At 71.5% G+C, this 26,743-nt stretch carries 31 protein-coding genes and 1 riboswitch; of the genes, 11 read left to right on the top strand and 20 right to left on the bottom strand.

Annotation, left to right across the window (positions count from 1 at the left end):
* Positions 1-48 precede the first annotated feature (48 nt).
* The 8 genes from ABD355_RS07385 to ABD355_RS07350 all read right to left on the bottom strand — a co-directional run bounded on the left by ABD355_RS07385 (position 49) and on the right by ABD355_RS07350 (position 7,031).
* Positions 49-1,644 (bottom strand): alpha/beta hydrolase, encoded by a 1,596-nt coding sequence (locus tag ABD355_RS07385; RefSeq protein WP_425585707.1) that lies wholly within the window; start codon positions 1,642-1,644, stop codon positions 49-51.
* A 140-nt stretch (positions 1,645-1,784) separates the two neighbouring features.
* A complete protein-coding gene (locus tag ABD355_RS07380) occupies positions 1,785-2,552 on the bottom strand; it encodes an urease accessory protein UreD (protein ID WP_344399287.1) in 768 nt (255 codons plus the stop codon).
* Positions 2,540-3,217 carry an urease accessory protein UreG gene (ureG, locus tag ABD355_RS07375; RefSeq protein WP_344399286.1) on the bottom strand — a complete coding sequence of 226 codons (678 nt, stop codon included), beginning with the start codon at positions 3,215-3,217 and terminating at the stop codon, positions 2,540-2,542. Before ureG ends, ABD355_RS07380 begins: the two co-directional genes overlap by 13 nt.
* Positions 3,218-3,411: 194 nt before the next feature.
* Complete coding sequence (locus ABD355_RS07370; protein ID WP_344399285.1) at positions 3,412-4,086, bottom strand: urease accessory protein UreF; 675 nt, start codon at positions 4,084-4,086, stop codon at positions 3,412-3,414.
* A complete protein-coding gene (locus ABD355_RS07365; RefSeq protein WP_344399284.1) occupies positions 4,086-5,807 on the bottom strand; it encodes an urease subunit alpha in 1,722 nt (573 codons plus the stop codon). Before ABD355_RS07365 ends, ABD355_RS07370 begins: the two co-directional genes overlap by 1 nt.
* Entirely contained in the window at positions 5,800-6,111 is a 312-nt protein-coding gene (locus ABD355_RS07360; protein WP_344399283.1) for an urease subunit beta, read from the bottom strand. The genes ABD355_RS07365 and ABD355_RS07360 overlap by 8 nt, the downstream gene beginning before the upstream one ends.
* A 10-nt stretch (positions 6,112-6,121) precedes the next feature.
* Positions 6,122-6,424: an urease subunit gamma gene (locus ABD355_RS07355; RefSeq protein ID WP_010355509.1), complete on the bottom strand. Its 303-nt coding sequence runs from the start codon at positions 6,422-6,424 to the stop codon at positions 6,122-6,124.
* Between the two features lie 319 nt (positions 6,425-6,743).
* On the bottom strand, positions 6,744-7,031 hold the full coding sequence (locus tag ABD355_RS07350) for a type II toxin-antitoxin system Phd/YefM family antitoxin (protein ID WP_344399282.1): 288 nt from the start codon (positions 7,029-7,031) through the stop codon (positions 6,744-6,746).
* A gap of 63 nt (positions 7,032-7,094) precedes the next feature.
* Between ABD355_RS07350 and ABD355_RS07345 the strand changes: the two genes are divergently transcribed.
* From ABD355_RS07345 to ABD355_RS07335, 3 genes are all read left to right on the top strand, one after another.
* The gene (locus tag ABD355_RS07345) at positions 7,095-7,730 is read left to right on the top strand and encodes an ATP-dependent Clp protease proteolytic subunit (protein WP_344399281.1); all 636 of its coding nucleotides are present in this window, start codon (positions 7,095-7,097) and stop codon (positions 7,728-7,730) included.
* Positions 7,731-7,737: 7 nt separating this feature from the next.
* Positions 7,738-8,046, top strand: a complete 309-nt coding sequence (locus ABD355_RS07340; protein ID WP_099927190.1) for a hypothetical protein — start codon at positions 7,738-7,740, stop codon at positions 8,044-8,046.
* Between the two features lie 416 nt (positions 8,047-8,462).
* Positions 8,463-8,596, top strand: a riboswitch (cyclic di-AMP (ydaO/yuaA leader).
* A gap of 3 nt (positions 8,597-8,599) precedes the next feature.
* Entirely contained in the window at positions 8,600-9,073 is a 474-nt protein-coding gene (locus ABD355_RS07335) for a C40 family peptidase (protein ID WP_344399280.1), read from the top strand.
* A 102-nt stretch (positions 9,074-9,175) separates the two neighbouring features.
* On the opposite strand, the gene ABD355_RS07330 is transcribed toward ABD355_RS07335, so the two are convergent.
* Complete coding sequence (locus ABD355_RS07330; RefSeq protein WP_344399279.1) at positions 9,176-9,634, bottom strand: ATP-binding protein; 459 nt, start codon at positions 9,632-9,634, stop codon at positions 9,176-9,178.
* A 213-nt stretch (positions 9,635-9,847) separates the two neighbouring features.
* Here ABD355_RS07330 and ABD355_RS07325 point away from each other — a divergent pair, with 213 nt between their 5' ends.
* Both ABD355_RS07325 and ABD355_RS07320 read left to right on the top strand, forming a co-directional pair.
* Entirely contained in the window at positions 9,848-10,708 is an 861-nt protein-coding gene (locus ABD355_RS07325) for a helix-turn-helix domain-containing protein (protein ID WP_344399278.1), read from the top strand.
* 9 nt (positions 10,709-10,717) lie between these two features.
* Positions 10,718-10,945, top strand: coding sequence for a DUF397 domain-containing protein (locus tag ABD355_RS07320; protein WP_344399277.1), 228 nt, complete (start codon positions 10,718-10,720; stop codon positions 10,943-10,945).
* A 71-nt stretch (positions 10,946-11,016) separates the two neighbouring features.
* On the opposite strand, the gene ABD355_RS07315 is transcribed toward ABD355_RS07320, so the two are convergent.
* Positions 11,017-12,153 carry an 8-amino-7-oxononanoate synthase gene (locus ABD355_RS07315; RefSeq protein WP_344399276.1) on the bottom strand — a complete coding sequence of 379 codons (1,137 nt, stop codon included), beginning with the start codon at positions 12,151-12,153 and terminating at the stop codon, positions 11,017-11,019.
* A 147-nt stretch (positions 12,154-12,300) separates the two neighbouring features.
* Here ABD355_RS07315 and bioB point away from each other — a divergent pair, with 147 nt between their 5' ends.
* From bioB to bioD, 3 genes are read left to right on the top strand one after another with little or no spacing between them, the layout of a single operon-like run.
* Positions 12,301-13,494, top strand: coding sequence for a biotin synthase BioB (bioB, locus tag ABD355_RS07310; protein ID WP_344399275.1), 1,194 nt, complete (start codon positions 12,301-12,303; stop codon positions 13,492-13,494).
* A complete protein-coding gene (locus ABD355_RS07305; RefSeq protein WP_344399274.1) occupies positions 13,487-14,767 on the top strand; it encodes an adenosylmethionine--8-amino-7-oxononanoate transaminase in 1,281 nt (426 codons plus the stop codon). Before bioB ends, ABD355_RS07305 begins: the two co-directional genes overlap by 8 nt.
* Positions 14,768-14,774: 7 nt before the next feature.
* Positions 14,775-15,491, top strand: coding sequence for a dethiobiotin synthase (gene bioD, locus ABD355_RS07300; protein WP_344399273.1), 717 nt, complete (start codon positions 14,775-14,777; stop codon positions 15,489-15,491).
* A gap of 162 nt (positions 15,492-15,653) precedes the next feature.
* On the opposite strand, the gene ABD355_RS07295 is transcribed toward bioD, so the two are convergent.
* The 7 genes from ABD355_RS07295 to ABD355_RS07265 are packed head-to-tail and all read right to left on the bottom strand — an operon-like array spanning position 15,654 to position 20,554.
* On the bottom strand, positions 15,654-16,124 hold the full coding sequence (locus tag ABD355_RS07295; protein ID WP_344399272.1) for an SRPBCC domain-containing protein: 471 nt from the start codon (positions 16,122-16,124) through the stop codon (positions 15,654-15,656).
* A gap of 38 nt (positions 16,125-16,162) precedes the next feature.
* Entirely contained in the window at positions 16,163-17,308 is a 1,146-nt protein-coding gene (gene pqqE / locus ABD355_RS07290) for a pyrroloquinoline quinone biosynthesis protein PqqE (protein WP_344399271.1), read from the bottom strand.
* Positions 17,305-17,577: a pyrroloquinoline quinone biosynthesis peptide chaperone PqqD gene (pqqD, locus tag ABD355_RS07285; RefSeq protein ID WP_344399270.1), complete on the bottom strand. Its 273-nt coding sequence runs from the start codon at positions 17,575-17,577 to the stop codon at positions 17,305-17,307. The genes pqqE and pqqD overlap by 4 nt, the downstream gene beginning before the upstream one ends.
* Positions 17,574-18,326, bottom strand: coding sequence for a pyrroloquinoline-quinone synthase PqqC (gene pqqC / locus ABD355_RS07280; RefSeq protein WP_344399269.1), 753 nt, complete (start codon positions 18,324-18,326; stop codon positions 17,574-17,576). The genes pqqD and pqqC overlap by 4 nt, the downstream gene beginning before the upstream one ends.
* Positions 18,323-19,222, bottom strand: a complete 900-nt coding sequence (gene pqqB / locus ABD355_RS07275; protein ID WP_344399268.1) for a pyrroloquinoline quinone biosynthesis protein PqqB — start codon at positions 19,220-19,222, stop codon at positions 18,323-18,325. The genes pqqC and pqqB overlap by 4 nt, the downstream gene beginning before the upstream one ends.
* Before the next feature lie 8 nt (positions 19,223-19,230).
* A complete protein-coding gene (gene pqqA / locus ABD355_RS07270; protein WP_344399267.1) occupies positions 19,231-19,371 on the bottom strand; it encodes a pyrroloquinoline quinone precursor peptide PqqA in 141 nt (46 codons plus the stop codon).
* A 46-nt stretch (positions 19,372-19,417) separates the two neighbouring features.
* Positions 19,418-20,554 (bottom strand): PQQ-dependent sugar dehydrogenase, encoded by a 1,137-nt coding sequence (locus ABD355_RS07265; protein ID WP_344399266.1) that lies wholly within the window; start codon positions 20,552-20,554, stop codon positions 19,418-19,420.
* A 284-nt stretch (positions 20,555-20,838) separates the two neighbouring features.
* Here ABD355_RS07265 and ABD355_RS07260 point away from each other — a divergent pair, with 284 nt between their 5' ends.
* A complete protein-coding gene (locus ABD355_RS07260) occupies positions 20,839-22,020 on the top strand; it encodes an alpha/beta hydrolase family protein (RefSeq protein ID WP_344399265.1) in 1,182 nt (393 codons plus the stop codon).
* A 40-nt stretch (positions 22,021-22,060) separates the two neighbouring features.
* Here the strand turns inward: ABD355_RS07260 and ABD355_RS07255 are convergent, their stop codons facing one another.
* Positions 22,061-24,508 (bottom strand): LuxR C-terminal-related transcriptional regulator, encoded by a 2,448-nt coding sequence (locus ABD355_RS07255; RefSeq protein WP_344399436.1) that lies wholly within the window; start codon positions 24,506-24,508, stop codon positions 22,061-22,063.
* Between the two features lie 118 nt (positions 24,509-24,626).
* On the opposite strand from ABD355_RS07255, the gene ABD355_RS07250 reads away from it, so the two are divergent.
* Together ABD355_RS07250 and ABD355_RS07245 are read left to right on the top strand one after the other, a co-directional pair.
* Positions 24,627-25,313 (top strand): esterase/lipase family protein, encoded by a 687-nt coding sequence (locus ABD355_RS07250; RefSeq protein WP_344399264.1) that lies wholly within the window; start codon positions 24,627-24,629, stop codon positions 25,311-25,313.
* Between the two features lie 80 nt (positions 25,314-25,393).
* Positions 25,394-26,089 (top strand): class I SAM-dependent methyltransferase, encoded by a 696-nt coding sequence (locus ABD355_RS07245; protein ID WP_344399263.1) that lies wholly within the window; start codon positions 25,394-25,396, stop codon positions 26,087-26,089.
* 10 nt (positions 26,090-26,099) lie between these two features.
* Here the strand turns inward: ABD355_RS07245 and ABD355_RS07240 are convergent, their stop codons facing one another.
* Positions 26,100-26,474 carry a fic family toxin-antitoxin system, toxin component gene (locus tag ABD355_RS07240; RefSeq protein WP_344399262.1) on the bottom strand — a complete coding sequence of 125 codons (375 nt, stop codon included), beginning with the start codon at positions 26,472-26,474 and terminating at the stop codon, positions 26,100-26,102.
* Positions 26,475-26,478: 4 nt separating this feature from the next.
* On the bottom strand, positions 26,479-26,718 hold the full coding sequence (locus ABD355_RS07235) for a toxin-antitoxin system HicB family antitoxin (RefSeq protein ID WP_344399261.1): 240 nt from the start codon (positions 26,716-26,718) through the stop codon (positions 26,479-26,481).
* Positions 26,719-26,743 lie beyond the last annotated feature (25 nt).

Below are 26,743 nucleotides of genomic sequence, written 5' to 3'. Positions count from 1 at the left end.
GGGGCGGCCGGAGTGTTCCGGCCGCCCCTCGCTTCGTACCGCTGCCGGTTACGGCTTGGGCGTGGCGTGCGGGGTGCAGGTCACGTCCGCGGCGTCCAGCTTGCCGCTCAGGAGGTAGTCGTCCACCTTCTGGTTGATGCACGGGTTGACCAGGCCGGTCACACCGTGCGAGCCCGCGTCCTTCTCGGTGATCAGGCGGGAGCCCTGGAAGCGGTTGTGCAGCTCGACGGCGCCGTCGTACGGGGTGGCGGCGTCACGCGTGGACTGCACGATCATGACCGGCGGCAGACCCTTGTGGGTCTTGACGTTCACCGGGGTCTGCTGCTTGACCGGCCAGGTGGCGCACGGCAGGTTCATCCAGGCGTTGGCCCACGTCATGAACGGGTAGTTCTTGTTGAGCTCGGTGTTGTCCTTGTCCCACTTCTTCCAGCTGGTGGGCCACTTGGCGTCGGTGCACTCGACGGCCGTGTAGACGGCGTTGCCGTTCTCCGCGGTGATGTTGCCCGCCGTGTTGGACATGTCCGGGGCGGCCGCGTCGACCAGCGCCTTGGTGTCGCCGGCGAAGTACTTGCTGAACGCCGTGGCGACGGGCACCCACGAGGAGTCGTAGTACGGGGCGCTCTGGAAGAAGGAGATCAGCTCGGCCGGGCCGACGACCCCGCCGAGCGGGCTCTTCTTGGCGGTGGCGCGCAGCTCGAGCCACTTCGCCTGGACCGCGTCGCGCGTGGTGCCGAGGTGGAAGGCGACGTCGTTGGCGGCGACCCAGTCCTCCCAGTCCTTCCAGCGGCCCTCGAAGGCGACGTCCTGGTCCAGGTTGGCCTGGTACCAGATCTTCTCCCGCGACGGGTTGACGACGCTGTCCACGATCATGCGGCGCAGATGGCCCGGGAACATGGTGCCGTAGACGGCGCCGATGTAGGTGCCGTAGGAGACGCCCAGGTAGTTGAGCTTCTTCTCGCCGAGCGCGGCACGGATGACGTCCAGGTCGCGCACCGTGTTGGGCGTGGTCATCTGCGAGAGCATCGCCTTGCCGGTGCGCTCGGCGCAGCCCTTGGCGTACTCGGCGGCCAGCTTGCGCTGGGCCAGCTTGTCGGCCTCGGAGTCCGGCACCGGGTCGGCCTTGGGCGCCTTCACGAACTCCTGCGGGTCGATGCAGGAGATCGGCGCGGAGTGGCCGACACCGCGCGGGTCGAAGCCCACGAAGTCGTACGCCTTGGCCACGTTCGCCCACACCGGGTTCTTGGTCGTGACCCGGCGCGGGAAGCGCAGGCCGGAGCCGCCGGGGCCGCCCGGGTTGTAGACGAGCGCACCCTGGCGCTCCTCCTTCGTCCCCGTGTTGCCGATGCGGTCGACGGCCAGCTTGATCTGCTTGCCGTACGGATGCGCGTAGTCGACCGGGACGCTGACGTACCCGCACTGGATGGGCTTCTCAAGACCCCAGTCGGCGGGGCAGTCCTGCCAGTCGATCCCGGCCTTCGCGGCCCGCTCGGCCGCGATGGCGGCGCCGCGGGCCTCGCGGTCCTGCCCGGGCCGCGAGCCTGCGGTCGCGCTGGCACTCGGCGCCGCGACGGCGCCGGCTATGAGCGTCGCCGCGGCGAGCACACCGGCCGAGCCGAGCGCGGTGGCCCGCTTCTTTCGTCTCATATCCCTCAAGTGGGACCTCCCCCAACGTCATTGCGATTGTCAGGGGCGATCCTTTCGGCTGCGAACATGCCGAGAACAGGGGTCGTTGACCTTCTTTACCAATCCGATAAACGGTGATCCTTGTCCCGCTCAGCGGAACCTCACGTGAGGGCGGCCAGCGCCTCGTCGAGTACCCGCCGCAGCCGCAGGGCATCGGCCGCCACGGCGCCGACGAGCACGGCGGGCCCGGCGAGCGGCATCACCACGGCGCCCTCCCCCAGCACCCGGGCCGCCACGGGCTCCACCCCGAACTCGGGCCGTACGACCACCAGTTGCCCCACGGCCCGGTGCCCGCCCAGCACGGCCGGACCGTCCCACCCGCCCGGCGCTCCAGGCCCGCAGGCCAGCTCCTGGTCGAGGATCACCCGCCCCTCGACACACACCGTAAGACGACTGGTCAGCCGCCCGGGTTGCTCGGCGGCCCTCCCGAGCACCTGTTCCTCCCGCAGCACGAGCCGGGCGGCGTCGCCGAGCTCGACCCGCGTCCTGACGTACAGGTCGCTCCCGTGCGCGGAGATCAACTGCTCGGGCAGCCACTCCAGTTCACCGCCGTCGGCGACGTGGAGCCGTACGTCGTAGCGTGCCTCGCCCTTGGCCTGACCGGGCAGCGCGATGGTGGCGGCGGCCGACCCGACCCGCAGCCGTGCCCCGCTCCCCACCTCGGCCTCGACGGCGAACTCGTCCCCGCCGAGCGGTCCGCTCATCGCCCCGACGAGCATGACCCGCGCCTCGGCACCACTGCCCCGCGTCCGCCGCAGCGCGAGCGGCCCCTCTCCCTGGAGCACCGGCAGGGCCGTACCGCCCCTGCCGTCCTCCCGGGCGACGATCCGGGCGGTGGCCCGCACTCCGCTCACGGTCACGCCGTCCACGCGGCGAGCTGCGCCCGCACCCACCCGGCGACGTCGGTCACCCCGGCCTCGCTCCTGAGCGACTGGAAGACCACGGGCAGTTCGGCCCGCTGTGCCTTGGCATCGGCGGCCATCCGCTCGAGGTCGGAGCCGACGTACGGCGCGAGGTCGGTCTTGTTGACGACGAGCAGATCGGCCGTGGTCACCCCCGGCCCGCCCTTCCGCGGAATGTCGTCACCACCGGCCACATCGATGACGAAGATCTGGGCGTCGACGAGCCCCTTGGAGAAGGTAGCGGTGAGATTGTCCCCACCGGACTCGACCAGGATCAGATCCAGCGGCCCGACCTCGTCCTCCAGATCCTCCACCGCCTCCAGATTGGCGGAGATGTCGTCCCGGATCGCGGTGTGCGGACAGGCCCCCGTCTCCACGGCAGTGATCCGCTCGGGCGGCAGCACGGCTTCCCGGAGCAGGAATTCGGCGTCCTCGCGGGTGTAGATGTCGTTGGTCACGACGGCGAGGGAAAACTCGTCACGCAGCGCCCGGCACAGCGCCGCAACGGTGGCGGTCTTGCCCGACCCGACGGGCCCACCGAGCCCGATCCGCAGCGCGCGCCGCGATCCGTCGGGACGCCGGGAGTCGGCGCTGACGGCGGCGGGGCCGTCGTGGGTGTGGTCGAGGTGCATAGGGCGGCTCCTACTGTCTTTCTGCCTGGCTTTCTGCGGTGCAATCTCAGCGCCGGTCAGGCACTCTCAGCCCGTCCGGCGTTTGAGGACGAGGCCGTTCAGGCCGATACGGGGGTCTGGGGGCAAAGCCCCCGGGTTCGGGAATGGGAAGGGGCGGCGGGGGCGCTGCATCCATCAGCGGCTCCGCCGCGGGACTACGAGGCGAACAACCGCACGGCCCAGGCGGCATGCACCTCCGCAGAGATCTCCAGCAACGGCGCGGAAGCCGCAGGCACCTCATCGACTCCCTCGTCGACAACCACCCGCGCCGCCTCCACCGCCCGATCCGCAACACGATCCACTTCCGGCGCCAGCCGAGCCAGCACCCCCGTCGCATCGAACGGATCAAGGCTCAACAACCGCACCGTCGCACTGGCCGGCCCACTGACGCTCTCGTACGCCGCGCAGTAGGCCGCATCCACGGCCTCCAGGCCCGCCGCCCGAGCGGCCACCCCGAGCACCACCGCCTGATGCGCCCCCTTGGGGAACTCCCGTGCCAGAGCGTCGAGTTCACCCGAGGGCCAGGCAGCCCGAGCGGCCCGCATCAGCTGCCGCCCCAGCTTCCGCCCGGCGACCCGCAACGCGGGTGACGGCGTCCGCGCATCCGCGGCCGCATCCAGGGCCACAGGATCCACGCCGAGCACGGCGGCGGCCGCCAGCGAGGCCGCGACCAGCCCCGCCGTGTGCAACCGACCCCGGCAGAAGGACTCCAGGCTCGCTGCCCCAGTGATCCGCCCGGCCTTCACGGCCGCCTCGGCCCCGCCGGAGTGCGCATGCCCTCCGGCGGGGAAGCGCCCGTCGGCCAGAACGAGAAGAGCTGCCCTGGTCATCAGAACAGGAAGTACCGCTGGGCCATGGGCAGTTCAGCAGCGGGCGTCGCCTCGACGAGCTCCCCGTCGATGTGCACGGCGAAGCTGTCGGGATCGATCTGCACCCGGGGCCGCGCGTCGTTCTCCCGCATGTCGGCCTTGGTGACCCCACGCGTCGAGTCGATCGCGACGAACCGCTTCCCGAGCGAGAGCCGCTCCGGCAGCCCGTCCTCGATGGCGAGCGGCGCCACGAAGTTGAAGGAGTTCGAGGCAGGTGCCCGCCCGATCGCCCCGTACATCGGCCGCGGCAGGATCGGCTGCGGCGTCGGGATGGACGCGTTGGCGTCGCCCATCTGCGCGTAGGCGATCTGCCCGCCCTTGACGACCAGGTGCGGCTTCACCCCGAAGAACGCGGGCTCCCACAGCACGAGGTCGGCGAGCTTTCCGGTCTCCACCGAGCCGACCTCCCGGGCAAGTCCCTGGGCGAGCGCGGGATTGATCGTGTACTTGGCCACGTACCGCCGCACCCGCCGGTTGTCCGCGCGCCCGTCACCCGGCAGCGCTCCCCGCCGCCGCTTCATCACATGCGCCGTCTGCCAGGTCCGCATGACGACCTCGCCGACGCGTCCCATGGCCTGGGAGTCGGAGGAGATGATGGAGATGGCGCCGAGGTCGTGCAGGATGTCCTCCGCGCCGATGGTGGAGGGCCGGATCCGCGACTCGGCGAACGCCAGGTCCTCCGGCACCGCGGGGTTGAGGTGGTGGCACACCATCAGCATGTCGAGGTGTTCCTCGGCGGTGTTCACGGTGAACGGCCGCGTCGGGTTCGTCGAACTCGGCAGCACATGCGGCTCGGAGACCACGGTCATGATGTCGGGCGCGTGCCCGCCTCCCGCGCCCTCGGTGTGGTACGCGTGGATGCCGCGCCCGCCGATCGCGGCGAGCGTGTCGCCCACGAACCCGGCCTCGTTGAGTGTGTCCGTGTGAATGGCGACCTGGATGCCCGTCCGGTCCGCAACGGTCAGGGAGGCGTCGATGACGGCGGGCGTGGAGCCCCAGTCCTCGTGCAGTTTGAGGCCCAGCGCCCCGCCGCGGATCTGCGACAGCATCGCCTCGTGTGAGACGGTGTTGCCCTTGCCGAGGAAGCCGATGTTGAGCGGGTACTGCTCCATCGCCTCCAGCATCCGCGCGAGGTGCCAGGGGCCGGGCGTGACCGTGGTCGCCTTGGAGCCCTCGGCCGGTCCGGTGCCGCCGCCCACCAGCGTGGTGATGCCGGCGGACAGCGCCTCGTCGGCGATCTGCGGACAGATGAAGTGGACGTGCGCGTCGATGGCGCCGGCGGTCAGGATCCGCCCGTTGCCCGCGATGACCTCGGTCTCGGGGCCGATGACCAGGTCGGGGTGGACGCCGTCCATGGTGTCGGGGTTGCCGGCCTTGCCGATCCCGGTGATCCGGCCGTCGCGGATGCCGACGTCGGCCTTGACGATGCCCCAGTGGTCGATGATCACCGCACCCGTGATGACGGTGTCCGGGGTGCCCTCCGCGCGCGTGGCACGCGACTGGCCCATGGACTCCCGGATGACCTTGCCGCCGCCGAACATGGCCTCGTCACCGGCGAGTCCGGGTCCGCCGGAACGATCCTCCTCGATCTCGACGATCAGATCGGTGTCGGCGAGCCGGATGCGGTCGCCGGTGGTGGGGCCGAACAGGTCGGCGTACGCGGCACGCGAGATCTCAGGCATCGAGGGCACCTCCGGTCTCCCCGCGCAGCCCGGGCACCACACGGGCGCCGGCCAGCGGGACGAGTTCGACGTCGACGGGGATCCCGGGCTCGAAGCGCACGGCCGTACCCGCGGCGATGTTGAGCCGCTTGCCGCGGGCGGCCGCGCGGTCGAAGTCCAGGCCGGGGTTGGCCTCGGCGAAGTGGTAGTGGGAGCCGACCTGGACGGGCCGGTCGGCGGCGTTGAGCACGGTCAGCCGGGTGGCCTCGCGGCCCTCGTTGTACACAACGGGCTCGTCCGCGAACAGGATCTCACCGGGAATCATCGAGGCCCCCTCAGACGATCGGGTCGTGGACGGTGACGAGCTTGGTGCCGTCCGGGAAGGTCGCCTCGACCTGGACGTCGTGGATCATCTCGGGAATGCCCTCCATGACGTCGTCCCTGGTCAGGAGCTTGCGCCCGGAGGCCATGAGCTCGGCGACGGTGCGGCCGTCACGGGCGCCTTCGAGGATGTGCGAGGTGATGAGAGCGACCGCCTCGGGGTGGTTGAGCTTGAGCCCGCGGGCCCGGCGCTTCTCGGCGACGTCGGCCGCCACATGGATGAGCAGCCTCTCTTGCTCGTGCGGGGTCAGTTGCACGTCCCACCTCACAGTCCTCACCCGGACCGTGCGGGGTCCGGTTGCCGCAGCCACGGCGCAAAGTGCCTGGTGGCGTGGATCGGCAGGCTAGTTGGAACGAGTTTCAAGCAAGTTAACCGCACTGTGATCCCGCACGCTCATCAACGCCCGTAGACCGTCTCGCAGGACATCGCTCGAAGCGGGCCCGAACAGCGCCTGCTGATGATGGCCGCCGCGATGGGCTTCCTCGCGCTCGAAGCCCTTGTGGACCTCCCCGAGCACTTCCGCGACGATCCGCGCCCCCGCTGTAGCGGACGGGGGTGCACGGTCTTTGCGTTTCCTACGAGGCGCCTGTCCCGCGGTGGTGCGCCGCGATGCCGAAGCGCTGCTGTTCGCGGGGAGCGGACGCCACCTCGCGGACGGTGGAGACGGAGCTGATCACCTGCTCCTCGGCGGGCTCCGGGACTTCCTGCAGCCCCTCGAGCCGCTCCAGGTCAGCGGCGGAGACCAGGGCGACGAGGGGCTTTCCGTGCCGTGTCACGACGACGCGCTCACCGCCGTACACCACCCGGTTGATCAGATCGGCGAGCTCAGCCCTGGCTTGCGTCACCGGAATCTCGTAGGCCATACCCCCATCATAACGTCATGTACGTCCTGTACATTTTTTACAGACGCCGAAGGAGGGGTACCGATGACCCGACCGTCCGCCCGCTACGTCCTGCCCGAGTTCACCGAGCGCACCAGCTCCGGCACCAAGACGATGGATCCGTACTCCAAGCTGCTGGAGGAGCGGATCGTCTTTCTCGGCACGCCGATCGACGACACCTCGGCGAACGATGTGATGGCCCAGTTCATGCACCTCGAGTACCAGGCCCCGGACCAGGACATCTCGCTCTACATCAACTCCCCCGGCGGCTCGTTCACCGCCATGTCGGCGATCTACGACACGATGCAGTACGTCGGCTGCGACGTGGAGACGATCTGCCTGGGGCAGGCCGGCTCGTCCGCCGCGGTGCTGCTCGGGGCGGGCACGCCGGGCAAGCGGTTCGCGCTGCCGGGCGCGCGCATGGTGATCCATCAGCCGCTGCTGGCCGAGCCCATCGAGGGACAGACCAGCGATCTGGCCATCCAGGCCGCGGAGTTGGGCCGGATGCGGGTCCGGCTGGAGGAGATGCTCGTACGGCACACGGGACGCAGCCCGGAGCAAGTCACGGCGGACATCGAGCGGGACAAGATCCTGAACGCCCAAGAAGCCGTGGAATACGGCCTGGTGGACCGGATCATCCCCAGCCGCAAGGCCACTCTCGCCCCGCCCACCGGGCGGTGAGCGGCCGGTGCTCCCACCCGAACTTCCGCCGCTGCCCGCCCTCACCCGCGCCGAGGGCGAGTTGATCGACCGCTACCTCGACGTGGTCGACCTGCTCGGCCGCATCAACCCGGCGCAGCACGGCGACACGTATCGCGGGCTGCGGGCCGCGCAGGCGCTGGTGAGCAAGGCGGCCCAGCTGCGCGACGCCCTCGCGCTGATGCACCAGCGGGGGGAGACCGAACTGCACGCCCCGACGCTGGGGCGCGCCCTGCGGGTGCTCGACGGCGAGCGGCGCACCGCCCGGGTCACGGTGCCGCCGCAGTCCGACAGTTGACGCACGTACGACCGGTCCGGACCTTCCGTCCTGTCGGCGGAGCGTCCGGACCGGAGTTCAAACGGACCAAATGGGGTACCCCCATTCGGCGTAGTCGCGGCTCCTTTTTCGCGACCGTCAGAGTTGCGCAACGCGCCTGCCTCGAGCGCGGTTTCCGGTGCTCCGGTGCTGGTCCGAGCCTCCTCGGGGGCCTCAACGCTCCCTCGAACACAGGGGTGTCCACCCGAACGGGTGAGTGGTGAGTAACGACACAAACCCCCGGTTCCGTTGGGATTTTCGGACTTGTATGGGTCAAGATCCCTGTCTGACGACAAGCCCCCGCCGCAGCGGCGGGGCGATCCGGGCGGACGCCGAGTCCTGCCGCCGCCCGGATGACCGGTCGACAGGAGTGGATCGGCAGGAGTGGAGGACCCAAGCAAGACGGGTCGCCGGAACGGTCACGCCATGACCGGGTCGAGCAGCCCTTGGGGTGAAGCCGCAGCCGCGGCCGGGCAACTTCGCCAGCCCGAATCCGACAGGTCATCCTTCACAGGCGGCTGACGAAGGGTTGCGCATGACTGCGCTCAATCGTGTCCCGTCGCTCATGGTCCGGGCCGGTACGGCCTCGGCCCTCACCATCGCCGCAGTGGGCGGCTCCATCGTGGTCCCGGGTGTCGCCTCCGACGCCTCGGCAGCCACGATGGCGACGAAGGCACTCCAGATCGCGGCTTCCAAAAAGGGTTCCCCGTACAAGTGGGGCGCCTCGGGACCGCGCCGGTTCGACTGCTCAGGGCTCACGCTGTACTCGTTCAAGAAGGCGGGCAAGACCCTGCCCCGTACGGCGGCCCAGCAGTACAACAAGACCGAGCACATCTCCGCGAAGAGCCGGAAGGCCGGAGACCTGGTGTTCTTCCACTCGGGCTCCAACGTCTACCACGTCGGCATCTACGCCGGGAAGGGGAAGATCTGGCACGCCCCGAAGACCGGGGACGTCGTAAAGCTGCAGAGGATCTGGACGTCCAGCGTCTGGTACGGCCGGGTCAGCTGACTCTCCCGCGGGGGCGACGGCAACCTGACACGCCGCCGCCCCCGCGGGGCACTACGCGGCACCAGAGCGCCCCGCGCGCAGCTGCTGGGCACGGTTGAGCGACTACGGCTCCTGCTGCCCCGCTGCCGTCACTGGCTGGGCCGGCACGGTCCACGGGAGTTCGATGGTGACCGTCTTGCCGCCCTCGCGGGTGGGGCGGACATGCAGTCGGCCACCGCATTCGGCGGCCAGCCAGCGGATGATCACCATGCCCCGGCCGTTGTCCTGCTGCACGGCGGCGGGCAGGCGCTTGGGGAAGCGGGGGTGGCTGTCGGTGACACCGATGCGGAGCTGCTCGTCACGGTGGAGTTCGATGTCCACCGTGAAGGTGGGTGACTGACCGAAGGTGTGCTGTACCGAGTTGGTGGCGAGTTCGGAGACGATGAGGCGGATGGTCTCGGCGGCTTCCGTGTCCGCCGGCAGTCCCCACTCGGCCAGCGTGCCGACCACGAAGCCGCGGGCCGCGGAGACCGAGGCGGGATCGCTCGGCAGAGTGACGGATGCTTCCAAATGGTCTGCCATGGCGCGGTCGTCCCTTTCCCACGGGACCGGAGTCCGACACGGAGCGGATGGTTCGAGTACGGTCCCGGACTGGTGCTTCGTCGCCAGACTGCCATTACCGCGCCCGTCACGGGTGGCGATCCACCAAGATATGCATATATCTGTCGCTCAAAGCGGTGAACTCTGCCACGGGAGACCGTATTTGGGTGGCACGGAAGGAGTAAGGAGAAGCGCATGCAACACGGTCCCGCGGTGCGCCGCCGGAAACTGGGCGCCGAACTGCGTGCGTTGCGCACGAGCGCGGGGCTCACCAGTGGTGAGGCCGCCCGGCTCGTGGGCTGGCACCAGTCGAAGGTGAGCCGGATCGAGACCGGCGCCAGCGGGGTGAAACCGGCCGATGTGCGGTTACTCCTGGACGCCTACGCCGTGGCGGACGCCCAACTCCGTGAATTGCTGCTGGTGTTGGCGGGCTCCGACGAGGGAGGCGGCCGGCATCACTGGTGGCACGCCTATCGTGGGGTACTGCCGCCGACCTACCGCGATTTCATCAGTCTGGAGTCCCAGGCGAGCGCGATGAGCACGCTGGAGACGTCCGTCGTGCCCGGCCTGCTGCAGACGCCCGCCTATGCACGTGCGGTGACCCGGGCGGCCGTCGGCGGGCTGGACGACGAGCGGCTGGACGCCCTGGTCGAGGTGCGGCTGGCCAGGCAGGACGTGCTGCGTTCGGATCCGCCGCTGAAGTTGAGCGCGGTGCTGGACGAGGCGGTGCTGCGCCGGGAGATCGGCGGCCCCGATGTCATGAAGCAGCAGCTCGAGCGGCTCCTGGAGGCGGCGCGGCTGCCTCAAGTACGGCTTCAGGTACTGCCGTTCGCCGCCGGGGCGCATGTCGGCGTCACCGGACCTTTCGTAATCTTCTCATTTTCGAGCACTTCTGATCTGGACGTGGTTGTTCTCGACCACTTGACGAGTAGCCTCTACCTCGAACGGAAAGAAGACCTCCGGGCCTACACCGAGGCCTTCAACGCTCTTCAGATCCACGCCCTTTCGCCCGAGGACTCGTTGGATTACATCGCCGGGATAGGTGACGGCGCGTAAGGAGGCACCATGTCCGCTCTGCCTCGGAACGTATCTTCCAGTACCGATCTGCACGGCGTGCAGTGGCTGCGCAGCAGCTACAGCACGGGTGCGAACAACTGCGTCGAGACGGCACGGCCGCGCTCCGGCCCCTGGGCCGGGCTGCTCGCCGTGCGCGACTCCAAGGACCCGGCCGGGCCCGCCCTGCTCCTCTCCCCCGAGAGCTGGACGGACTTCACGGCCGCCTTCAGGTCCTGATCAGTCCCGATCGGCCCTGATCAGTTCCGATCAGTTCCGCATCGTGCGGCACACGGCCGTGTCACGCCGACTCATGGTCGCGTCTCGCCGATCACACGTACAGCGCGTTCGATCTGCGCCTCGGAGAGGTCCGCACGGGCGGTCAGCCTCAGCCTTGAGATGCCGTCGGGCACGGAAGGAGGACGGAAGCAGCCCACGGCGAGGCCTGCGGTACGGCAGTCGGCCGCCCACTGCACGGCCTTCTCCGGGGACGGAGCACGCACGGAGACCACCGCGGCGTCCGGTCGTACCGCCTCGTGACCCGCGGCGGTCAGGCGTGCGTGCAGTTCGGCGGCGACCGCACGCGCCCGTGCCGCGCGCTCCGGCTCGCGGCGCAGCAGTCGTAGCGCCGCCAGGGCCGCGCCCGCCGCGGCGGGGGCGAGGCCCGTGTCGAAGATGAAGGTGCGGGCCGCGTTGACGAGGTGGTCGATGACCCGGGCGGGGCCGAGGACGACTCCGCCCTGGCTGCCGAGCGACTTGGACAGGGTGGCGGTCACGACGACGTCGGCGGCGCCCGCGAGGCCCGCTGCGTAGGGGGCGCCGCGGCCGCCGTCACCGAGGACGCCGAGGCCGTGCGCGTCGTCGACCAGCAGTCCCGCGCCGTGCTCCCGGCAGGCGGCGGCCAGTTCGGCCAGCGGGGCCGCGTCGCCGTCGACCGAGAAGACCGTGTCGGAGACGACGACCGCGGTCGCCGCGCTGTCCTCGTGTGTCTGCAGCGCCTTGCGCACCGCCTCCGGGTCGGCGTGTCCGACGACCTGGGTGGTGCCCCGGGCCAGCCGGCAGCCGTCGATGAGGGAGGCGTGGTTGCCCGCGTCCGAGACGATCAGCGAGCCGTGCGGGGCGAGCGCGGTGACCGCTGCGAGGTTGGCCGCGTAGCCCGAGGAGAAGACGAGTGCCGCCTCGAAGCCGCAGAAGCCGGCCAGCTCGTGCTCCAGCTCGGTGTGGAGTTCCGTCGTACCGGTGACCAGTCGGGAACCGGTCGAGCCGCCGCCCCAGGTCCGCGCGGCCACCGCGGCGCCCTCGGCGACGGCCGGATGGTGGGCCAGCCCCAGGTAGTCGTTGCTCGCGAGGTCCAGCAGCGGGGAGTCGGCCGGGCGCGGGCGCAGGGTCCGTACGAGTCCGGCGCGGCGGCGCAGCCGCGCCTGTTCGTCGATCCAGCCGAACGCCATGGCTCCTCCGGGGCTTTTGTAGGCAATGGACAGACACTAGCCGGACCGGCCGCACCCCATGATGTGGCAATACACACACGACGAAGTGTCCCTGTTGTTCATTCTCTCCTTGGCCGGGAGCGCTTCCGTAAGACAGGATCGGCTCTCATGGACCTGCTGAACACGCTGGTGGACAAGGGGCTTCGGCGCGAGCTGCCGACCCGCGAGGAAGCTCTGGCCGTCCTCGCCACTTCCGACGACGACGTGCTCGATGTGGTGGCCGCGGCCGGAAAGGTGCGCCGGCACTGGTTCGGCCGACGGGTGAAACTCAACTACCTCGTCAACTTGAAGTCCGGACTGTGTCCGGAGGACTGCTCGTACTGCTCCCAGCGGCTCGGTTCCAAGGCCGACATCCTGAAGTACACCTGGATCAAGCCGGACGAGGCCTCGCAGGCCGCGGCGGCCGGTCTTGCGGGGGGCGCCAAGCGGGTGTGCCTGGTGGCGTCCGGGCGCGGGCCGACCGACCGGGACGTGGACCGGGTCGCGGGCACCATCAAGGCGATCAAGGAGCAGAACGAGGGCGTCGAGGTGTGCGCCTGTCTCGGTCTGCTCTCCGACGGCCAGGCGGAGCGGCTGCGCGAGGCGGGCGCGGACGCCTACAACCACAACCTGAACACGTCCGAGGCGACGTACGGGGACATCACGACCACGCACACGTACGCCGACCGGGTGGACACCGTGACCAAGGCGCACGCGGCCGGTCTGTCCGCCTGCTCCGGTCTGATCGCGGGCATGGGCGAGAGCGACGAGGACCTGGTGGACGTGGTCTTCTCGCTGCGCGAGCTGGACCCGGACTCGGTGCCGGTGAACTTCCTGATCCCGATGGAGGGCACCCCGCTCGCCAAGGAGTGGCACCTCACCCCGCAGCGCTGTCTGCGGATCCTGGCGATGGTGCGGTTCGTGTGCCCGGACGTCGAGGTGCGCATCGCCGGCGGCCGTGAGGTGCATCTGCGCACCATGCAGCCCCTGGCCCTGAACCTGGCCAACTCGATCTTCCTCGGCGACTACCTGACCAGTGAGGGCCAGGCCGGCAAGGCCGACCTGGAGATGATCGCGGACGCCGGCTTCGAGGTGGAGGGCGCCGGCGAGGTGACGCTGCCGGAGCACCGGGTCACGTCGGGCGGCGGGTGTGGTTCGCACGCCGGGGCGGGCTGCGGGTCCCACCAGGACGGCGGGTGCGGGTCGCACGCGGACGGCGGTGTCTGCGGTACGGCTGCCCCGGCGCCCTCGGCCGAGCCTCGCACCGACCTGGTCGCCATGCGCCACCGCGGCGTCGGCACGGACCTCGCGCCCAATGCCTGACCTGCCCGTCTCCGAGTTGATCGAGCTCGACCGGCGGCATGTCTGGCATCCGTACGGGCCCATGCCCGGCCGGGTCGAACCGCTCGTCGTCGAGTCGGCGAGCGGGGTGCGGCTGCGGCTCGCGGACGGCTCGGGCGAGCTGGTCGACGGCATGTCGTCCTGGTGGTCGGCCATCCACGGCTACAACCACCCGGTGCTCAACGAGGCCGCGCGCGAGCAGCTCGGCCGGATGAGCCATGTGATGTTCGGCGGGCTCACCCACGAGCCCGCCGTCCGGCTGGCGAAGCACCTTGTCGACATGTCGCCCGACGGTCTGGAGCATGTCTTCCTCGCCGACTCCGGGTCGGTGTCGGTCGAGGTGGCGGCCAAGATGTGCCTGCAGTACTGGCGTTCGCTGGGCCGCCCCGGCAAACAGCGGCTGCTGACCTGGCGGGGCGGCTATCACGGCGACACCTGGCAGCCCATGTCGGTGTGCGACCCCGAGGGCGGGATGCACGAGCTGTGGAGCGGGGTGCTGCCGCGCCAGGTGTTCGTGGACGCGCCCCCGGCCGAGTACGAGGAGCCGTACGCGGAGCAGTTGCGCTCGGCGGTCGAGCGGCACGCCGGCGAACTGGCCGCGGTGATCGTCGAGCCGGTGGTGCAGGGCGCGGGCGGGATGCGCTTCCACTCCCCCGCGTATCTGCGGGTGCTGCGCGAGGCGTGCGACGCGCATGACGTACTGCTGGTGTTCGACGAGATCGCGACCGGGTTCGGCCGCACGGGCGCCCTGTTCGCGGCCGACCACGCGGCCGTGACGCCGGACGTGATGTGCGTGGGCAAGGCGCTGACCGGCGGCTATATGACGATGGCAGCGACGCTGTGCACGTCGCGCGTGGCCGACGGCATCTCACAGGGCGAGGTGCCGGTCCTGGCCCACGGCCCGACCTTCATGGGCAATCCCCTGGCCGCGTCCGTGGCCTGCGCCTCGATCGAGCTGCTGCTCGGCCAGGACTGGCTCGGCGAGGTCAAGCGGATCGAGACGGGACTGCGGGAGGGACTGGCACCGGCTCTCGAACTGCCGGGCGTGCAGGACGTACGCGTTCTCGGCGCCATCGGGGTCGTGCAGCTGGACCACGCCGTCGACATGAAGGCGGCGACGGACGCGGCCGTCCGCGAGGGCGTGTGGCTGCGGCCGTTCCGCGATCTGATCTACACGATGCCGCCGTACGTCACCGGGGACGCCGACGTGGCACGGATCGCGCGCGCGGTGTGCGCGGCGGCGCGGGAGGGATGAGCACAGCATGACGATCCTGGTGATCACGGGCACCGGCACGGAGGTCGGCAAGACGGTCACGACCGCCGCGGTCGCCGCCTGCGCCCTCGCGGCCGGCCGGTCGGTGGCCGTGCTGAAGGCCGCGCAGACGGGCGTGGGGCCGGACGAGCCCGGGGACGCCGCCGAGGTCGCCCGGCTGGCGGGTGGCGTGACGGCGGCCGAAATCGCCCGCTACCCCGAGCCGTTGGCGCCGCAGACGGCGGCCCGGCGGGCGGGGCTGCCCCCGGTGCGCCCGCAGGACGTCGCCGAGGCCGCCGCCAAGCTGGCCGCCGAGCACGACCTGGTGCTGGTCGAGGGAGCGGGTGGGCTGCTCGTCCGCTTCGACCCGGCGGGCGGGACGCTCGCGGACGCGGCGGAGCTGCTGAAGGCGCCGGTGCTGGTGGTGGCGTCGGCCGGCCTGGGCACACTGAACACGACGGAGCTGACGGCACGTGAACTCCGTTCCCGCCGACTCGACCTGGCCGGGATCGTGATCGGCAGCTGGCCCGACTCCCCCGACCTCGCCTCCCGCTGCAACGTGGCGGACCTGCCCGAGGTGGCCGGCACACCCCTGCTGGGCGCCCTCCCCGCCGGAGCCGGCTCACTGCCACCCTCCGACTTCCGCACGAACGCACCGAGTTGGCTGGCACCACGGCTGAACGGAACCTGGGACGCGGAGGCGTTCCGGGGGCGCGCGGCGCCGTAGACCCGCAGTCCGGACGACTCAGCCCAAGCACCCGTCCGCCTCCACGAGCCGCGCGAATCGTGATCGGCAGCCGGCCCGACTCCCCCGACCCCGCCTCCCGCTGCAACGTGGCGGACCTGCCGGACGTGGGCGCGCGGCGCCGTATACCCGCCCTCGCCTGATTCAGCCGGAGCGCTCGTCCGCCTCCACGAGCCGCGCGAGGTTCGTCAGGGCCATGCGCGTGCCGGTCTCGTTGTCGGCGGCCGGCACGGCGTCGGGGATCCCCTCGTGCACGACGAGGACGTCGGTGCCGCCGTCCGCGGCGGTGAGCGTGGTGGTCATCGTCATCGTGCCCCGCAGCGCGGGGTCAGCGGTCTCGAACTCCAGTACCTCGACGACCTGCTCGTCCGGTACGAGCTTGGCGAAGTGGCCGTGGTAGGTGTCGGTGTGCGCGGCCGACTTGCCGGTGCCCAGCGGTGCGTCGTAGGTGAGCGAGACGCGGAACCGGCCGCCCTCGCGCGCATCGAATTCATGGACGTGGCTGCTCATGCCGTCCGGCACGCGCCACTGGGCGAGCGCGTCCGCGTCCAGCAGAGCCCGGTAGACCGCCGAGGGCGGGGCTTGCACGTGCCGTGAGACCTGCGCCGAGTACATGGAGTCAACCTAGTCGTCCGCCCGTGCTCACGCCTCGATCAGGGCAGCTGCCGCGCGATCCCGGGTCGGACCGGCGCCCGCCGTCTGATCGCCGGTCGCCCTTGCGTGCGGTCGTCGGTCAGGGCAAGGATCAGTGCGTGGTCGGGGGAGAGCCGGCAGGCGGGGTCCGTGCGGGCTGCGTCGCCCGTGAGGGCGTACGCCTGGCAGCGGCAGCCGCCGTGGTCCTCCTCCCGGCGGGGACAGCTGCGGCAGGGGTCGGCCATCCAGTCGGTGCCGCGGTAGCGGCTGAAGGCCGGGGAGTGGTCCCAGATCCAGGCCAGCGGATGGTCCCGGACGTTCGGCGGGTCCAGGTCCGGCAACGAGGCCGCGGCCGGGCAGGGCAGGACGGTGCCGTCCGGGGTGACGGTGAGCGAGACCGCCCCCCAGCCGCCCATGCACGGCTTGGCCGCACCGTCGAAGTAGTCGGGGACGACCCAGACCAGCTCGGGGCCGTCCGGCGTGAGCCGCTCCCGCCACCGCTCGACGGCGTCCCGGGCCCGGGCGAGCTGCTCGCGCGTGGCGAGCAGGGCGGCGCGGTTGAGCAGGCCCCAGCCGTAGAACTGTGCGTTGGCCAGTTCGATGCGGTCCACGCCCCAGGACACGCCCAGTTCGACGACGGCGTCGATCGCGTCGAGGTTCTCGTGGTGCAGGACGACGTTGAGGCCCAGCGGCAGGCCCGCGGCCCGTACGAGTGCGGCGGCCCGTTCCTTCTCGCCGAAGGAACGGCGTCCGGCGATCCGGTCCGAGGCGCGCGGGTCGGCGTGCTGCACGGACAGCTGGACGCTGCGCAGCCCGCCCGCGGTGAGCGCGCCGAGCCGCTCCCGGTCCAGGCCCACACCGCTGGTGACCAGCTGCGTGTAGATCCCGGCGGCCTCGGCCGCGGCGACGATCTGCTCCAGGTCCCGGCGCAGCAGCGGCTCACCGCCCGAGAGATGGGTGTGGACCACACCGAACTCGCCCGCCTGGCGCATCACGTCCGCCCACTGCCCGGCGGTCAGCTCGCGGGAACGCCGGGTCAGCTCCAGCGGGTTGGAGCAGTACCCGCAGTGCAGCGGGCAGGCATGGGTGAGTTCGGCCAGCAACGCCCAGGGCCGGGCGGGCGCGGGCGCCGCAGGGGCGGGGGCGGTCGGATCGGTGAGGGTCATCGCAGCCAGCCCTCCTTGCGCAGCCGTTCCAGGAAGGGAGGGACGTCGGTGGCCACGGGGGCGCCCGGGAAGCGTTCGGACAGTTCTTCGACGATGTCGCGCACGCTCCGGGCGCCGTCGCACAGGGCGACGACCGCGCCGGCCCCGCCCTGCAGGACGACGACACGTTCGGGCAGGAGCAGCAGGTCCGTGTCCCGGGTGTGGTCGTGCCGCAGGAGAACGGCGGGTGCCGGCGCGGGCCGCCAGTCGGTCACCGACGTCGCACTCACCCCTGCTCCCGGCGGCCCGCCAGGTCCACGGCGTCCAGCAGCGACCACAGGACGTCGCACTTGAAACGCAACGCTGCCAAGGCCCGTTCCTGGTCCTCGCGGCTGCGGGCCCAGCCCAGCACCAGGTCGAGTGCCTCACGGCTGTCGCGGCGGCCCTGGGAGACCCGGGTGCGGAAGTAGGCGAGGCCTTGGGGTTCGATCCACCGGTAGTGGCGTTGGAAGGCCTCGATGCGGGTGCGCATCAGATCCGGGGCGGACAGTTCGGTCAGCGACGCGGCGACGGCTTCGAGGGGCGTGCGCAGCCGGCAGAAGTTGACGTATCCGTCGACCGCCAGTCGTACGCCCGGCAGCACGCCGTCTCCGGCGAGCAGCGTCTCACGGGGCAGGCCGGCCGCCTCACCGAGCCGCAGCCACCGGTCGAGGCCGCCCTCGCGGTCCTGCTGCCCGTCGTGGTCCTGGATGCGGCGCAGCCACATCCGGCGCAGTACCGGGGTGTCCAGCTTGGCCGTGATCAGGGCGTCCTTGACGGGGATGTGGCGCTGGTAGTGGAAGCGGTTGACGATCCAGCGGCGCAGCTCGTCCTGGCTGAGATCACCGCTGTGCATACGGAGGTTGAAGGGGTGGCTGTCGTGGTACCGCTCCTCCCCCACCGCGCGCAGTCGTGCCTCGAACTCGGCGGGGCGCCAGGGCTCCGCGAGCGGGTCGGGTGCCGCGTTCCGTGCGGTCGTATTCAGTGCTGTCGTGCTCATAGGTCGATCACCATCCCGTCGTACGCCACCTCGAGGCCCAGCCGTGCGAGCCGCTTGTGCTGGGGCGCGGCCGGGTCGACGAGGGGGTTGGTGTTGTTGAGGTGGGTGTAGAGGCACCGGGCGGAGAGGCCTGCCAGGCTTTCGGCGGTTCCGTCCGGTCCCTCGATGGGCAGATGGCCCATGCCGGTGGCGGTGCGTTCGGAGATTCCGGTGCGGCGGGGCTCCTCGTCGTCCCAGAAGGTGCCGTCCACGATGACGCAGTCGGCCTCGGCGGCGGCCTGCTGGAAGCGGTCCGGCCAGGCGGCGAGGGCCGGTGCGTAGAGCGCGGTGGCGCCGGAGGCCGGGTCGTACAGGCGCAGCGCCACCACCCATGCGTCGTCGTCCGGGGCGTCGGCGGCGTACCGCGGGCGCTTGCCCGCCACCGGGATGCCGCTGATCTGCAGGCCCGAGGCGCCGCGGTCCAGCGGTTCGGCGCCGCGGGGCGGCAGCTCCCGCCAGGTGAGGGAGGTGTACGGAGCCAGTACGTCGCCGAGGCGCAGGCGGTCCAGGAGCGCTCGCCGGACCGGGGCCGTGGAGATCACCTGGAGGGCGTCCGCCTCGCGCAGCCGTGCGATGCCCAGGGTGTGGTCGAGTTCGGCGTCGGTGAGGACCAGTCCGGCGAGCGGCGTCTGCCGGGGGCCCGGCCCCGGGTGGAGTTCGGGCCGGGCTTCGAGCTGGTCGCCGATGTCAGGGGTCGCGTTGACGATGTACCAGCGGTCGTCGTCGGTCCGTACGGCGAGGGAGGCATGACGGCGGCGTCGGCCCGGGTGGGCGCGTGCCCCGGAGCATCCGGAGCACGCGCAGTTCCACTGGGGGATGCCGCCGCCGGCGGCCGTGCCGAGTACCAGCAGCAGCATGGCGCCGGCTAGCGGGAGCTGAGGGAGTAGGCGGTGACCTCGAGCGCGGTGTCGACGACCTCGTAGGCGGGCGTCTGCCAGATGGCGCCGTCCGTGTCCTGCGAGGCGATCTGCTCGACCGGCTTGAGCTGCTCCGTGGCTTCGTTCATGGGTGATACGTCCTCTCCGGTGGGATTTCTGGGGGTGCAGGGAGGGTCACTTGAGGGAGACGCGGAGGATTTTGTCCTTGCCGTATCCGAGGTCGCTGGTGCCCACCCACAGTTCGTCCGCGCCGGGCACCTTGGCAATGGCCCGCAGGCGACCGAACCGGCCGGGGTAGAAGTCGACCGGCGTGCCGGTGAACTCGCTGTCCCCGTCGATCGGGATGCGCCACAGCCGCTTGCCGCGCAGTGACGTCACGTAGATCACGTTGTCCACGACGACGAGCTGGGCGGGCACGCCCCACTCCGGGTGGAACACGACCCTCGGGGTGGTCATGCCCTTGACGTCGCAGGCACCCTCACAGGCGGGGAAGCCGTAGTTGGCGCCCGGTTTGATCAGGTTGATCTCGTCCCAGGTCTGGTCGCCGACCTCCGTCTCCCACAGGCGGCCGCTGCGGTCCCAGGCCAGGCCCTCCGGGTTGCGGTGGCCGTAGCTGTAGACGCGGGTGCCGAACGGGTTGCCGGGGGCCGCCGCGCCGGTCCTGGTGATGCGGAGGATCTTTCCGTTGAGCGACTTCTTGTCCTGCGCGAGCTTCGGCTGGTAGGCGTCGCCGGTGGTGACGTAGAGGTAGCCGTCGGGGCCGAAGGCGATCTGGCCGCCGTTGTGGTTGCCGACCCGCTTGATTCCGCCGAGCACCACCTTGTAGTTCGAGAGCGAGCTGCCGTCGTAGTCCATGCTGACGACCTGGGTCCGGGTCCTCGTGGTGTGCACGAAGAACACCTGCTTGTCGGTCGTGCCGTTCCAGGTCGGGGACGGGGCGACGCCCAGCAGGCCGCCGGGGCCGTCGTCATAGGGTTCGGGGACGGTGTTCGGCACTTCGCCGACCCGTGTCTTACGCCCCTCCCGGTCGAGGCGGTAGACCTGGGCGGTGAGCCGCTCGGTCACCAGCGCGGAGCTTCCGTCCGGCATGAACTTGATCTCCCAGGGTGTCTGCCATCCCGTGGAGAGCGTGCTGACGTCGTCCGTCGGAGCACCGCCGTCCGCGGCGGCAGCCGTGAGCGCGGAGGTGGACGGCGCCGCGGCGGCGGGAGCCGACTGCGGCAGACCGGCCGCGAGCAGGGCGGCCGCAGCGGCGAGCGAGCCCAGAACGATCCGGGATGGACGCCGCACCGAGCGGCCTGGGTCTGTCATGTCGACGCCCTTCGTCGTTCCTCGAGTGAACCGTCGTCACGCGGCGTGTCCACACGCTCGCGAAGGGCAGCGTATTTCGCGGACATGGCTACAGCCTGTATTGAAATCATGACAATTGGCATCATGTACGCCGTTCGGGTGAGCCGTCGACACGCGGGCCGCGGGTGCGGCGGAGGGCAACGGCCGCGGGACGGGCCGACTGCCACGGAGCGGCCCCACGGGCGGGCGGGCCCGGCAAGTGGCCTACAGTCCAGGGGACTTGACGATGACCTGGAAGGAGCGCAATGCCTCCCCTTCGCCCAACTCGCCGTGCTCTGCTCGCCGGTGGCCTGGGAGCCGTCGTCGCCGGAGCCGCAGTGTCCCCTGCCGCCGCTTCGCCGACGGCCGCTTCCCTTCCGCTCCACCTCGCCGGGCCCACCGGGCCCGCGCCGGTGGGTGCGGTGGAACTGCACCTGATCGACCCGTCGAGAACCGATCCGTGGTCGGATTCGGGGCAGTCGCGGGAGCTGATGGTGACCGTGGCCTGTCCGGCGGCCGAGGTGTACGGCCGCACGATGCTGCCGTGGTTGCCGGAGGGCGCGGAGCGTGCGCTGAAGGCGCGTTACGGGGGCGCCCTGGACGCCTTCACGCTGCCCGTGACGCATACGGCGGACTCGGCACCGGCCCGGGGCGGCCGCCGCCCGGTTCTCCTCTACTCGCCGGGTTACGCCGCGGACCGCACGTTCAACACCCTCGTCGTCGAGGATCTCGTGTCGTGGGGCTATGTCGTGGTCACGGTCGACCACCCCTACGACTCGGGGGAGGTGGAGTTCCCCGACGGCCGGGTCGTGCTCTCCCGGCCCGACGGAGACGACGACGCCCGGAGCAGAGCGGTCGCGGTGCGCGCCGCCGACCTGCGTTTCGTGCTGGACTGCCTGGCCGAGCTCAACCGGGGCGGCAACCCCGACGCACAGCGGCGGCCCCTGCCGCGCGGTCTGCGCGGCAGCCTCGACCTCACCCGCACCGGGGCCTTCGGGCACTCCCGCGGCGGGGCGGCCGCAGCGGCCGTCATGGACCTGGACCCGCGCGTGCGGGCCGGTGCCGACCTGGACGGTGCCTTGTTCGGGCCGGTGGTCGAGCGTGGTCTCGACCGGCCGTTCCTGCTGGTGGACACGGCGGTCCACGACGGCCTGAACAAGGACGCGTCCTGGTCCGCCTTCTGGGAGAACCTGCGCGGCTGGCGGCGCTGTCTGCGCCTCGCCGACGCCGAACACCTCTCCTTCACCGACCTGGTGGCGCTCGCCCCGCAGCTGGGAGGAGCGCTGCCCCTGCCGGTCGGCACGATCCCCGCCGACAGGGCGGTGGCGGGTGTACGGGCCACCGTGCGCGCCTTCTTCGACGCCCACCTGCGCGGCTGCCCCGACACATCCCATGTACTGACGGGCGCTTCACCGCGCTACCCGGAAATCCGCTACGTGGCCGGTTGAGCAGCCTCACCGATGTCCCCGGCGGTTCCGCCGCGGAGCATCATTGCGCGCGCCCGCCGTCCGCCAGCAGCCGCACCAGGTCGATCCGCGAGCGGATCCCCAACCGGCTGAACACGCCCCGCAGATGGTGGTCGATCGTGCGGGGGCTGAGGGCGAGGCGGGCGGCGATCTCGCGGTTGGTGGCGCCGTCGGCGGCCATACGGGCGATCAGGAGCTGCTGGGCCGTCAGACGCGTGGCCGGGTCGTCGGTGCGGCCGCGAGCGGGGGTGGCGGGAGCTCCCAGTGCGCGCAGTTCGGCGCGGGCCTGTGCCGCGCAGTGCGGGGCACCGAAGTACTCGAACGCCTCCAGGGCGCTGTACAGCCGGTCGCGGGCCTCCGTGCGGCGGTGCAGTCGGCGCAGCGCGCTGCCGAACAGCAGCTCCGTGCGGGCGCGTTCGAAGTCGCGGTCGCCCTGCGCATGCAGGTCGAGTGCGGTGCGGTAGTGCTCGACGGCCTGGTCGCCGGGCGTGAGCAGGGCGCGGCAGCGGGCACTGAGGGCCAGGTCGTCGGTGCTGCGCACGGCACTCGCCCAGCGGTGGTAGTCGGCGTGGGCGGCCAGGGCCACACGGGTGTCGCCCGTGCGTACGGCGGCCTCGACGTAGTGCGGGGTGGCCAGGTGGCGGATGGCGCGGTGGCCGTGGCCCGGGCCGAAGCCGGCGAGGGCGCGCAGCCGGGCCGAAGCTCCCGCGAAGCGGCCGTCGGCGAGGTCGAGGAAGGCGAGCGCCCACTGGGCGAGCGCGGCGGGCAGGCCGAGGCCGCGGGCGAGGGCGTACGACCGTGCGGTTGCGGCGCGTTCGCGGCAGGTGGCCGCGTCGCCGGTGACCGCCGCGAACATCGCGAGGGCGGCCTGCAGATGGCAGGCGCCGTTGTCCTGCCCGGTGGCGTACGCCTGCCGCAGGGCGTCCATGGCGGTGGCCGCGCCTGCTTGTGGGCGTCCGGTCCAGAAGTCGGCGTAGGCACGGAGCTCCAGCGCCTGTGCCACGGTGGCGGCGGCGCCCCGCGCCCGGGCCGAGGCGGCCGCCCGGACGGTGGCGGTGGCGGCCCGGGTGTGGTCGCCGAGCATCAGCGCGGCGATACCGGCGTGCACCAGCACGGTGGGGTCCCCTCCCGGCCCACACCGCCCGGCCGCCGCCTCAAACAGCCCTCTCGCATCCTCGTACCGCCCCTCGAAGGCAGCGACGAGCCCGCCCAGGGTCCCGGGCGCCCCGATCCCCAGCCGCCCGGCCACCACGGCGGCCTCCCGGCAGCGACGCAGGTCACCGGTGTAGATGGCGGCTTCGGTGGCGCGGGCGAGGAGATGGGGGCCGGGCGCGGAGTCGAAGGCCGCGCGCCCCCGCACTGCCCCCATCCCGTGCGGTGTTGATCCGGCACTGACGGCACGCCGGTCGGCCTGCACTCCCGCACCGTCCGCCGCTTCCGCAGGCCGACGCAGTGCAGCGCCGCCTTGCTCTCTCCGTCCCGCTGCACCGGCGCCGCCGCGCCCCCGTATTCCTCCGACATCACCACCCGGCCCGCCCTCCCCCGGTCCGGCGCCCCGCAGCCTCTTCGGCGCGTCCGGAAGTCCGTTCCCACTCCCCCGGCTGCCCTCCCCGTCACTGCTCTCGACAACCGCCGTCAGCAGCGCGTCGAAGGCCTCCGTCGCATTCCCAGCGCGGAGCGCGAACAGGCCCGTCAGCCCGTCGTCGGGTCTCGTCGTGGCCGCCAGTCGGCGGGCCCGGTCGGAGTCGCCCGAGTGCCAGGCGGCCGTGGCGGCGCGGGCGCGGAGTCGGGACTGTTCGGACGGGGCGGGGCTGAGGGTGGCAGCGCGTTCCAACAGAGCCCGGGTAAGGGTCAGTTGGCCCGCGGTGCGGGCCTGCTCGGCCGCGGCGCGCAGTTCCGCCGCCAGGCGGGCGCTCGGGCCGAGGGCGCCCGCGCCGCGGTGCCAGGAGCGGCGGGGTGTTTCACCGGCGCCGTGCAGGACCCGCGCAAGGAGGCGGTGGACGTCACGGCGGTCCGCCGGGGAGCCCGTCTCGTACGCCGCGATCCTCGTCCAGGCGTCCCGGAAGACGACGCCGCCCGCTCCCGTCTGCGCGATCCCGGCCGCCTCCGCGGCTTCCAACGGACGGGTGTCCAGGCGGACGGCCGCCACCGCGCGCAGGAAGGCGTGGGTGGCGACCGGGTACTGGTCCGCGGCCGCGAGCAGCAGGAGCAGACGGGTGTCGTCCGGGAGGGCCCGGATCTCCGCGCGGTGCGAACGCAGCAGGCCGGGGGCGAGTGCGGACGGTTCCGTCGGGAGCGGGTCGAGGCCCGCCGACTGGCGGTCGGTCAGCAGCGGTACGAGTTCGGCGGCGGCGCGCGGATCACCGTAGACGGCGTGCAGGACCCGTACGCGGACGCCCTCGGCAAGCTCGGACGTCGTGCGCTGCGGTGGCGAAGTGCGGTCAAGAGGAGGGGGGTTCACCGGAGTCACCACTCAACTGACGTTACTGGCGAGTTAATTGAACCGTAAAGACCGGCGATTTCACCGATGCGTCGCGCGTAGACCCGAGCCGACACTCCTGGCGACCCCACCCCTGTCAGGAGGCACCATGCAGCGCCACAAGCGTCGTATCGCCACGGCATTCTCGGCCGTGGTCGCATCGCTCCTGCTGTCCCTCTCCCTCTCCGCCGCCCCCGCTCGGGCGGCGACCCACGACCCGATCGTGTTCGTGCACGGTCTGAGCGGTGACGCAAGCAGCTGGAACGACTGGGTCGCGGACTTCGAGGCGGACGGCTACTCGTCCTCCGAGCTGTACGCGTGGTCGTACGACTGGGGGCAGTCCAATGCCACCACCGCGCAGCAGCTGGCCACCGAGGTCAAGAACGTGCTGGCGAAGACCGGTGCGTCCAAGGTCGACATCGTCGCCCACTCGATGGGGGTGCTCAGCTCCCGTTACTACCTGAAGAACCTCGGCGGAACGGCGTACGTCGACGACTTCGTCTCGGTCGCCGGGGTGAACCACGGCACGTCCGTCGCCTCGTGGTGCGCGTGGCTGTACACCTCCTGCAAGGAGATGCAGACCGGCAGCTCGTACCTGACCGCGCTGAACTCGGGCGACGAGACACCGGGCGCCGTGTCCTACGCGAGTTACTGGTCGGACTGCGACGCCGCGGTCGTCCCGAACAGCTCGGCGCTCCTGAACGGCGCGACCAATGTCGACGCCGGCTGCATCTCGCACACCGACATGAACAACGACCACGGCGTGTACGAACAGGTGCGTGCCTTCGTCTCGTGAGCGGCACCTGAACCAGCGGGGGTGCGCGGGTCCCGTACGGGGGAGAATCGCGGTAGGCCCGTCCTGCCGAGGAGGTCCTCATGCCGCTACGGTCCCCCGGCGCCGCCAAGCCGGCGCGGGATCCCGTGCACCATCCGCTGTTCGCCCGTTACTACGCCCGTATCAGTGTGACCGCCGAGACCCGGATGGGGATGGGCGGCGTCCGCGACCGGCTCCTGTCCGGACTGTCCGGGCGGGTGATCGAGATCGGCGCGGGCAACGGACTGAACTTCGCGCATTATCCGAGGACCGTCTCGGAGGTCGTGGCCATCGAACCGGAGCGCCGGCTGCGGCAGTTGGCCCTCGACGCCGCCCGCCGCTGCGAGGTGCCGGTGGATGTCGCGCCCGGTGCCGCGGAGGCACTGCCCGTCAAGAGCGAGGCCTTCGACGCGGTGGTGCTCTCGCTGGTGCTGTGCAGTGTGCGGGACGTGCCGCGGGCGCTCGCGGAGATACGGCGGGTGCTGCGGCCCGGCGGCGTGGTGCGGTTCTTCGAGCACGGCCGCGGCGGCGGACCGGCGATGACGTTCACCCAGCGCGCCCTGGACCGCACGCTGTGGCCCCCTCTCAACGGCGGCTGCCATCTGGCCCGCGACCCGGTCGCCGCACTGCGCGAGGCCGGCTTCGAGCTCGGCCCCTACCGGCGGATGCTGATGCCGGAGAAGGGGCCGAGGCTGCCCACCTCGTACTGCGCGCTGGGCACGGCGTGGCGGCCTGAGCCCGACGGGGCGGCCACCTGAGACGCCCTGCTCACATGGTCCAGCCGCGCAGCTCCGCCGCGATGTCGTACACCGTGGCGTTGCCCCGCTTGACCAGGCGGGCCAGGTCGCGCACCTGCACCGGCGAAGTGGTGACCCTGAGGCCGCTGGCGACGAGGTAGGCGTAGGCGACGGCCGAGGCGAAGAGGGCGTTCGAGCGCTCCAGCGCGGGGATGTGGATGAGGAGTTGGAGCAGCGCCGCGGCGCGTGCGTGCGGGTTGTCATAGACGGGGACGTCGAATATCTCGGCCTCGTGGCGCGCGACGGCCGCGACGAGGGCACCCCAGTCGGTGACCTGGGGGTCTCCGGGCGTCTTCTGTTCGGCGAGCATGAGAAGCCAGGCGAGATCGATGCTGAGGTTGCTCAAGGGATCAGCGGCGACCTTCGCGCGTGCTGTCGTCCTCGCCGGCGAACTCCTCGGCGAAGACCGCCTCGTACTGCTTCATGAAGTCGGCGGCGGCCTCGACGAACGTCTGGCCGACCGCCCCGGTGTCCTGTCTCACGAGTTCCTCGATGTAGCGGTTGACGCTCATACCGCGGGCCAGAGCGCGCTCGCGGGCGGCACGGGCCGTGCCCTCGTCCACTCTCACGTTCAGCTGGGTCTTCGCCATACTTCGAAGCTAGCGCCGAAGTGCT

Source organism: Streptomyces longisporus (assembly GCF_039532765.1).
In the GTDB taxonomy this organism is placed as follows: domain Bacteria; phylum Actinomycetota; class Actinomycetes; order Streptomycetales; family Streptomycetaceae; genus Streptomyces; species Streptomyces longisporus.
Note: the sequence above shows the minus strand (reverse complement) of the source record. Positions and strands in the feature narration are given on the sequence as shown.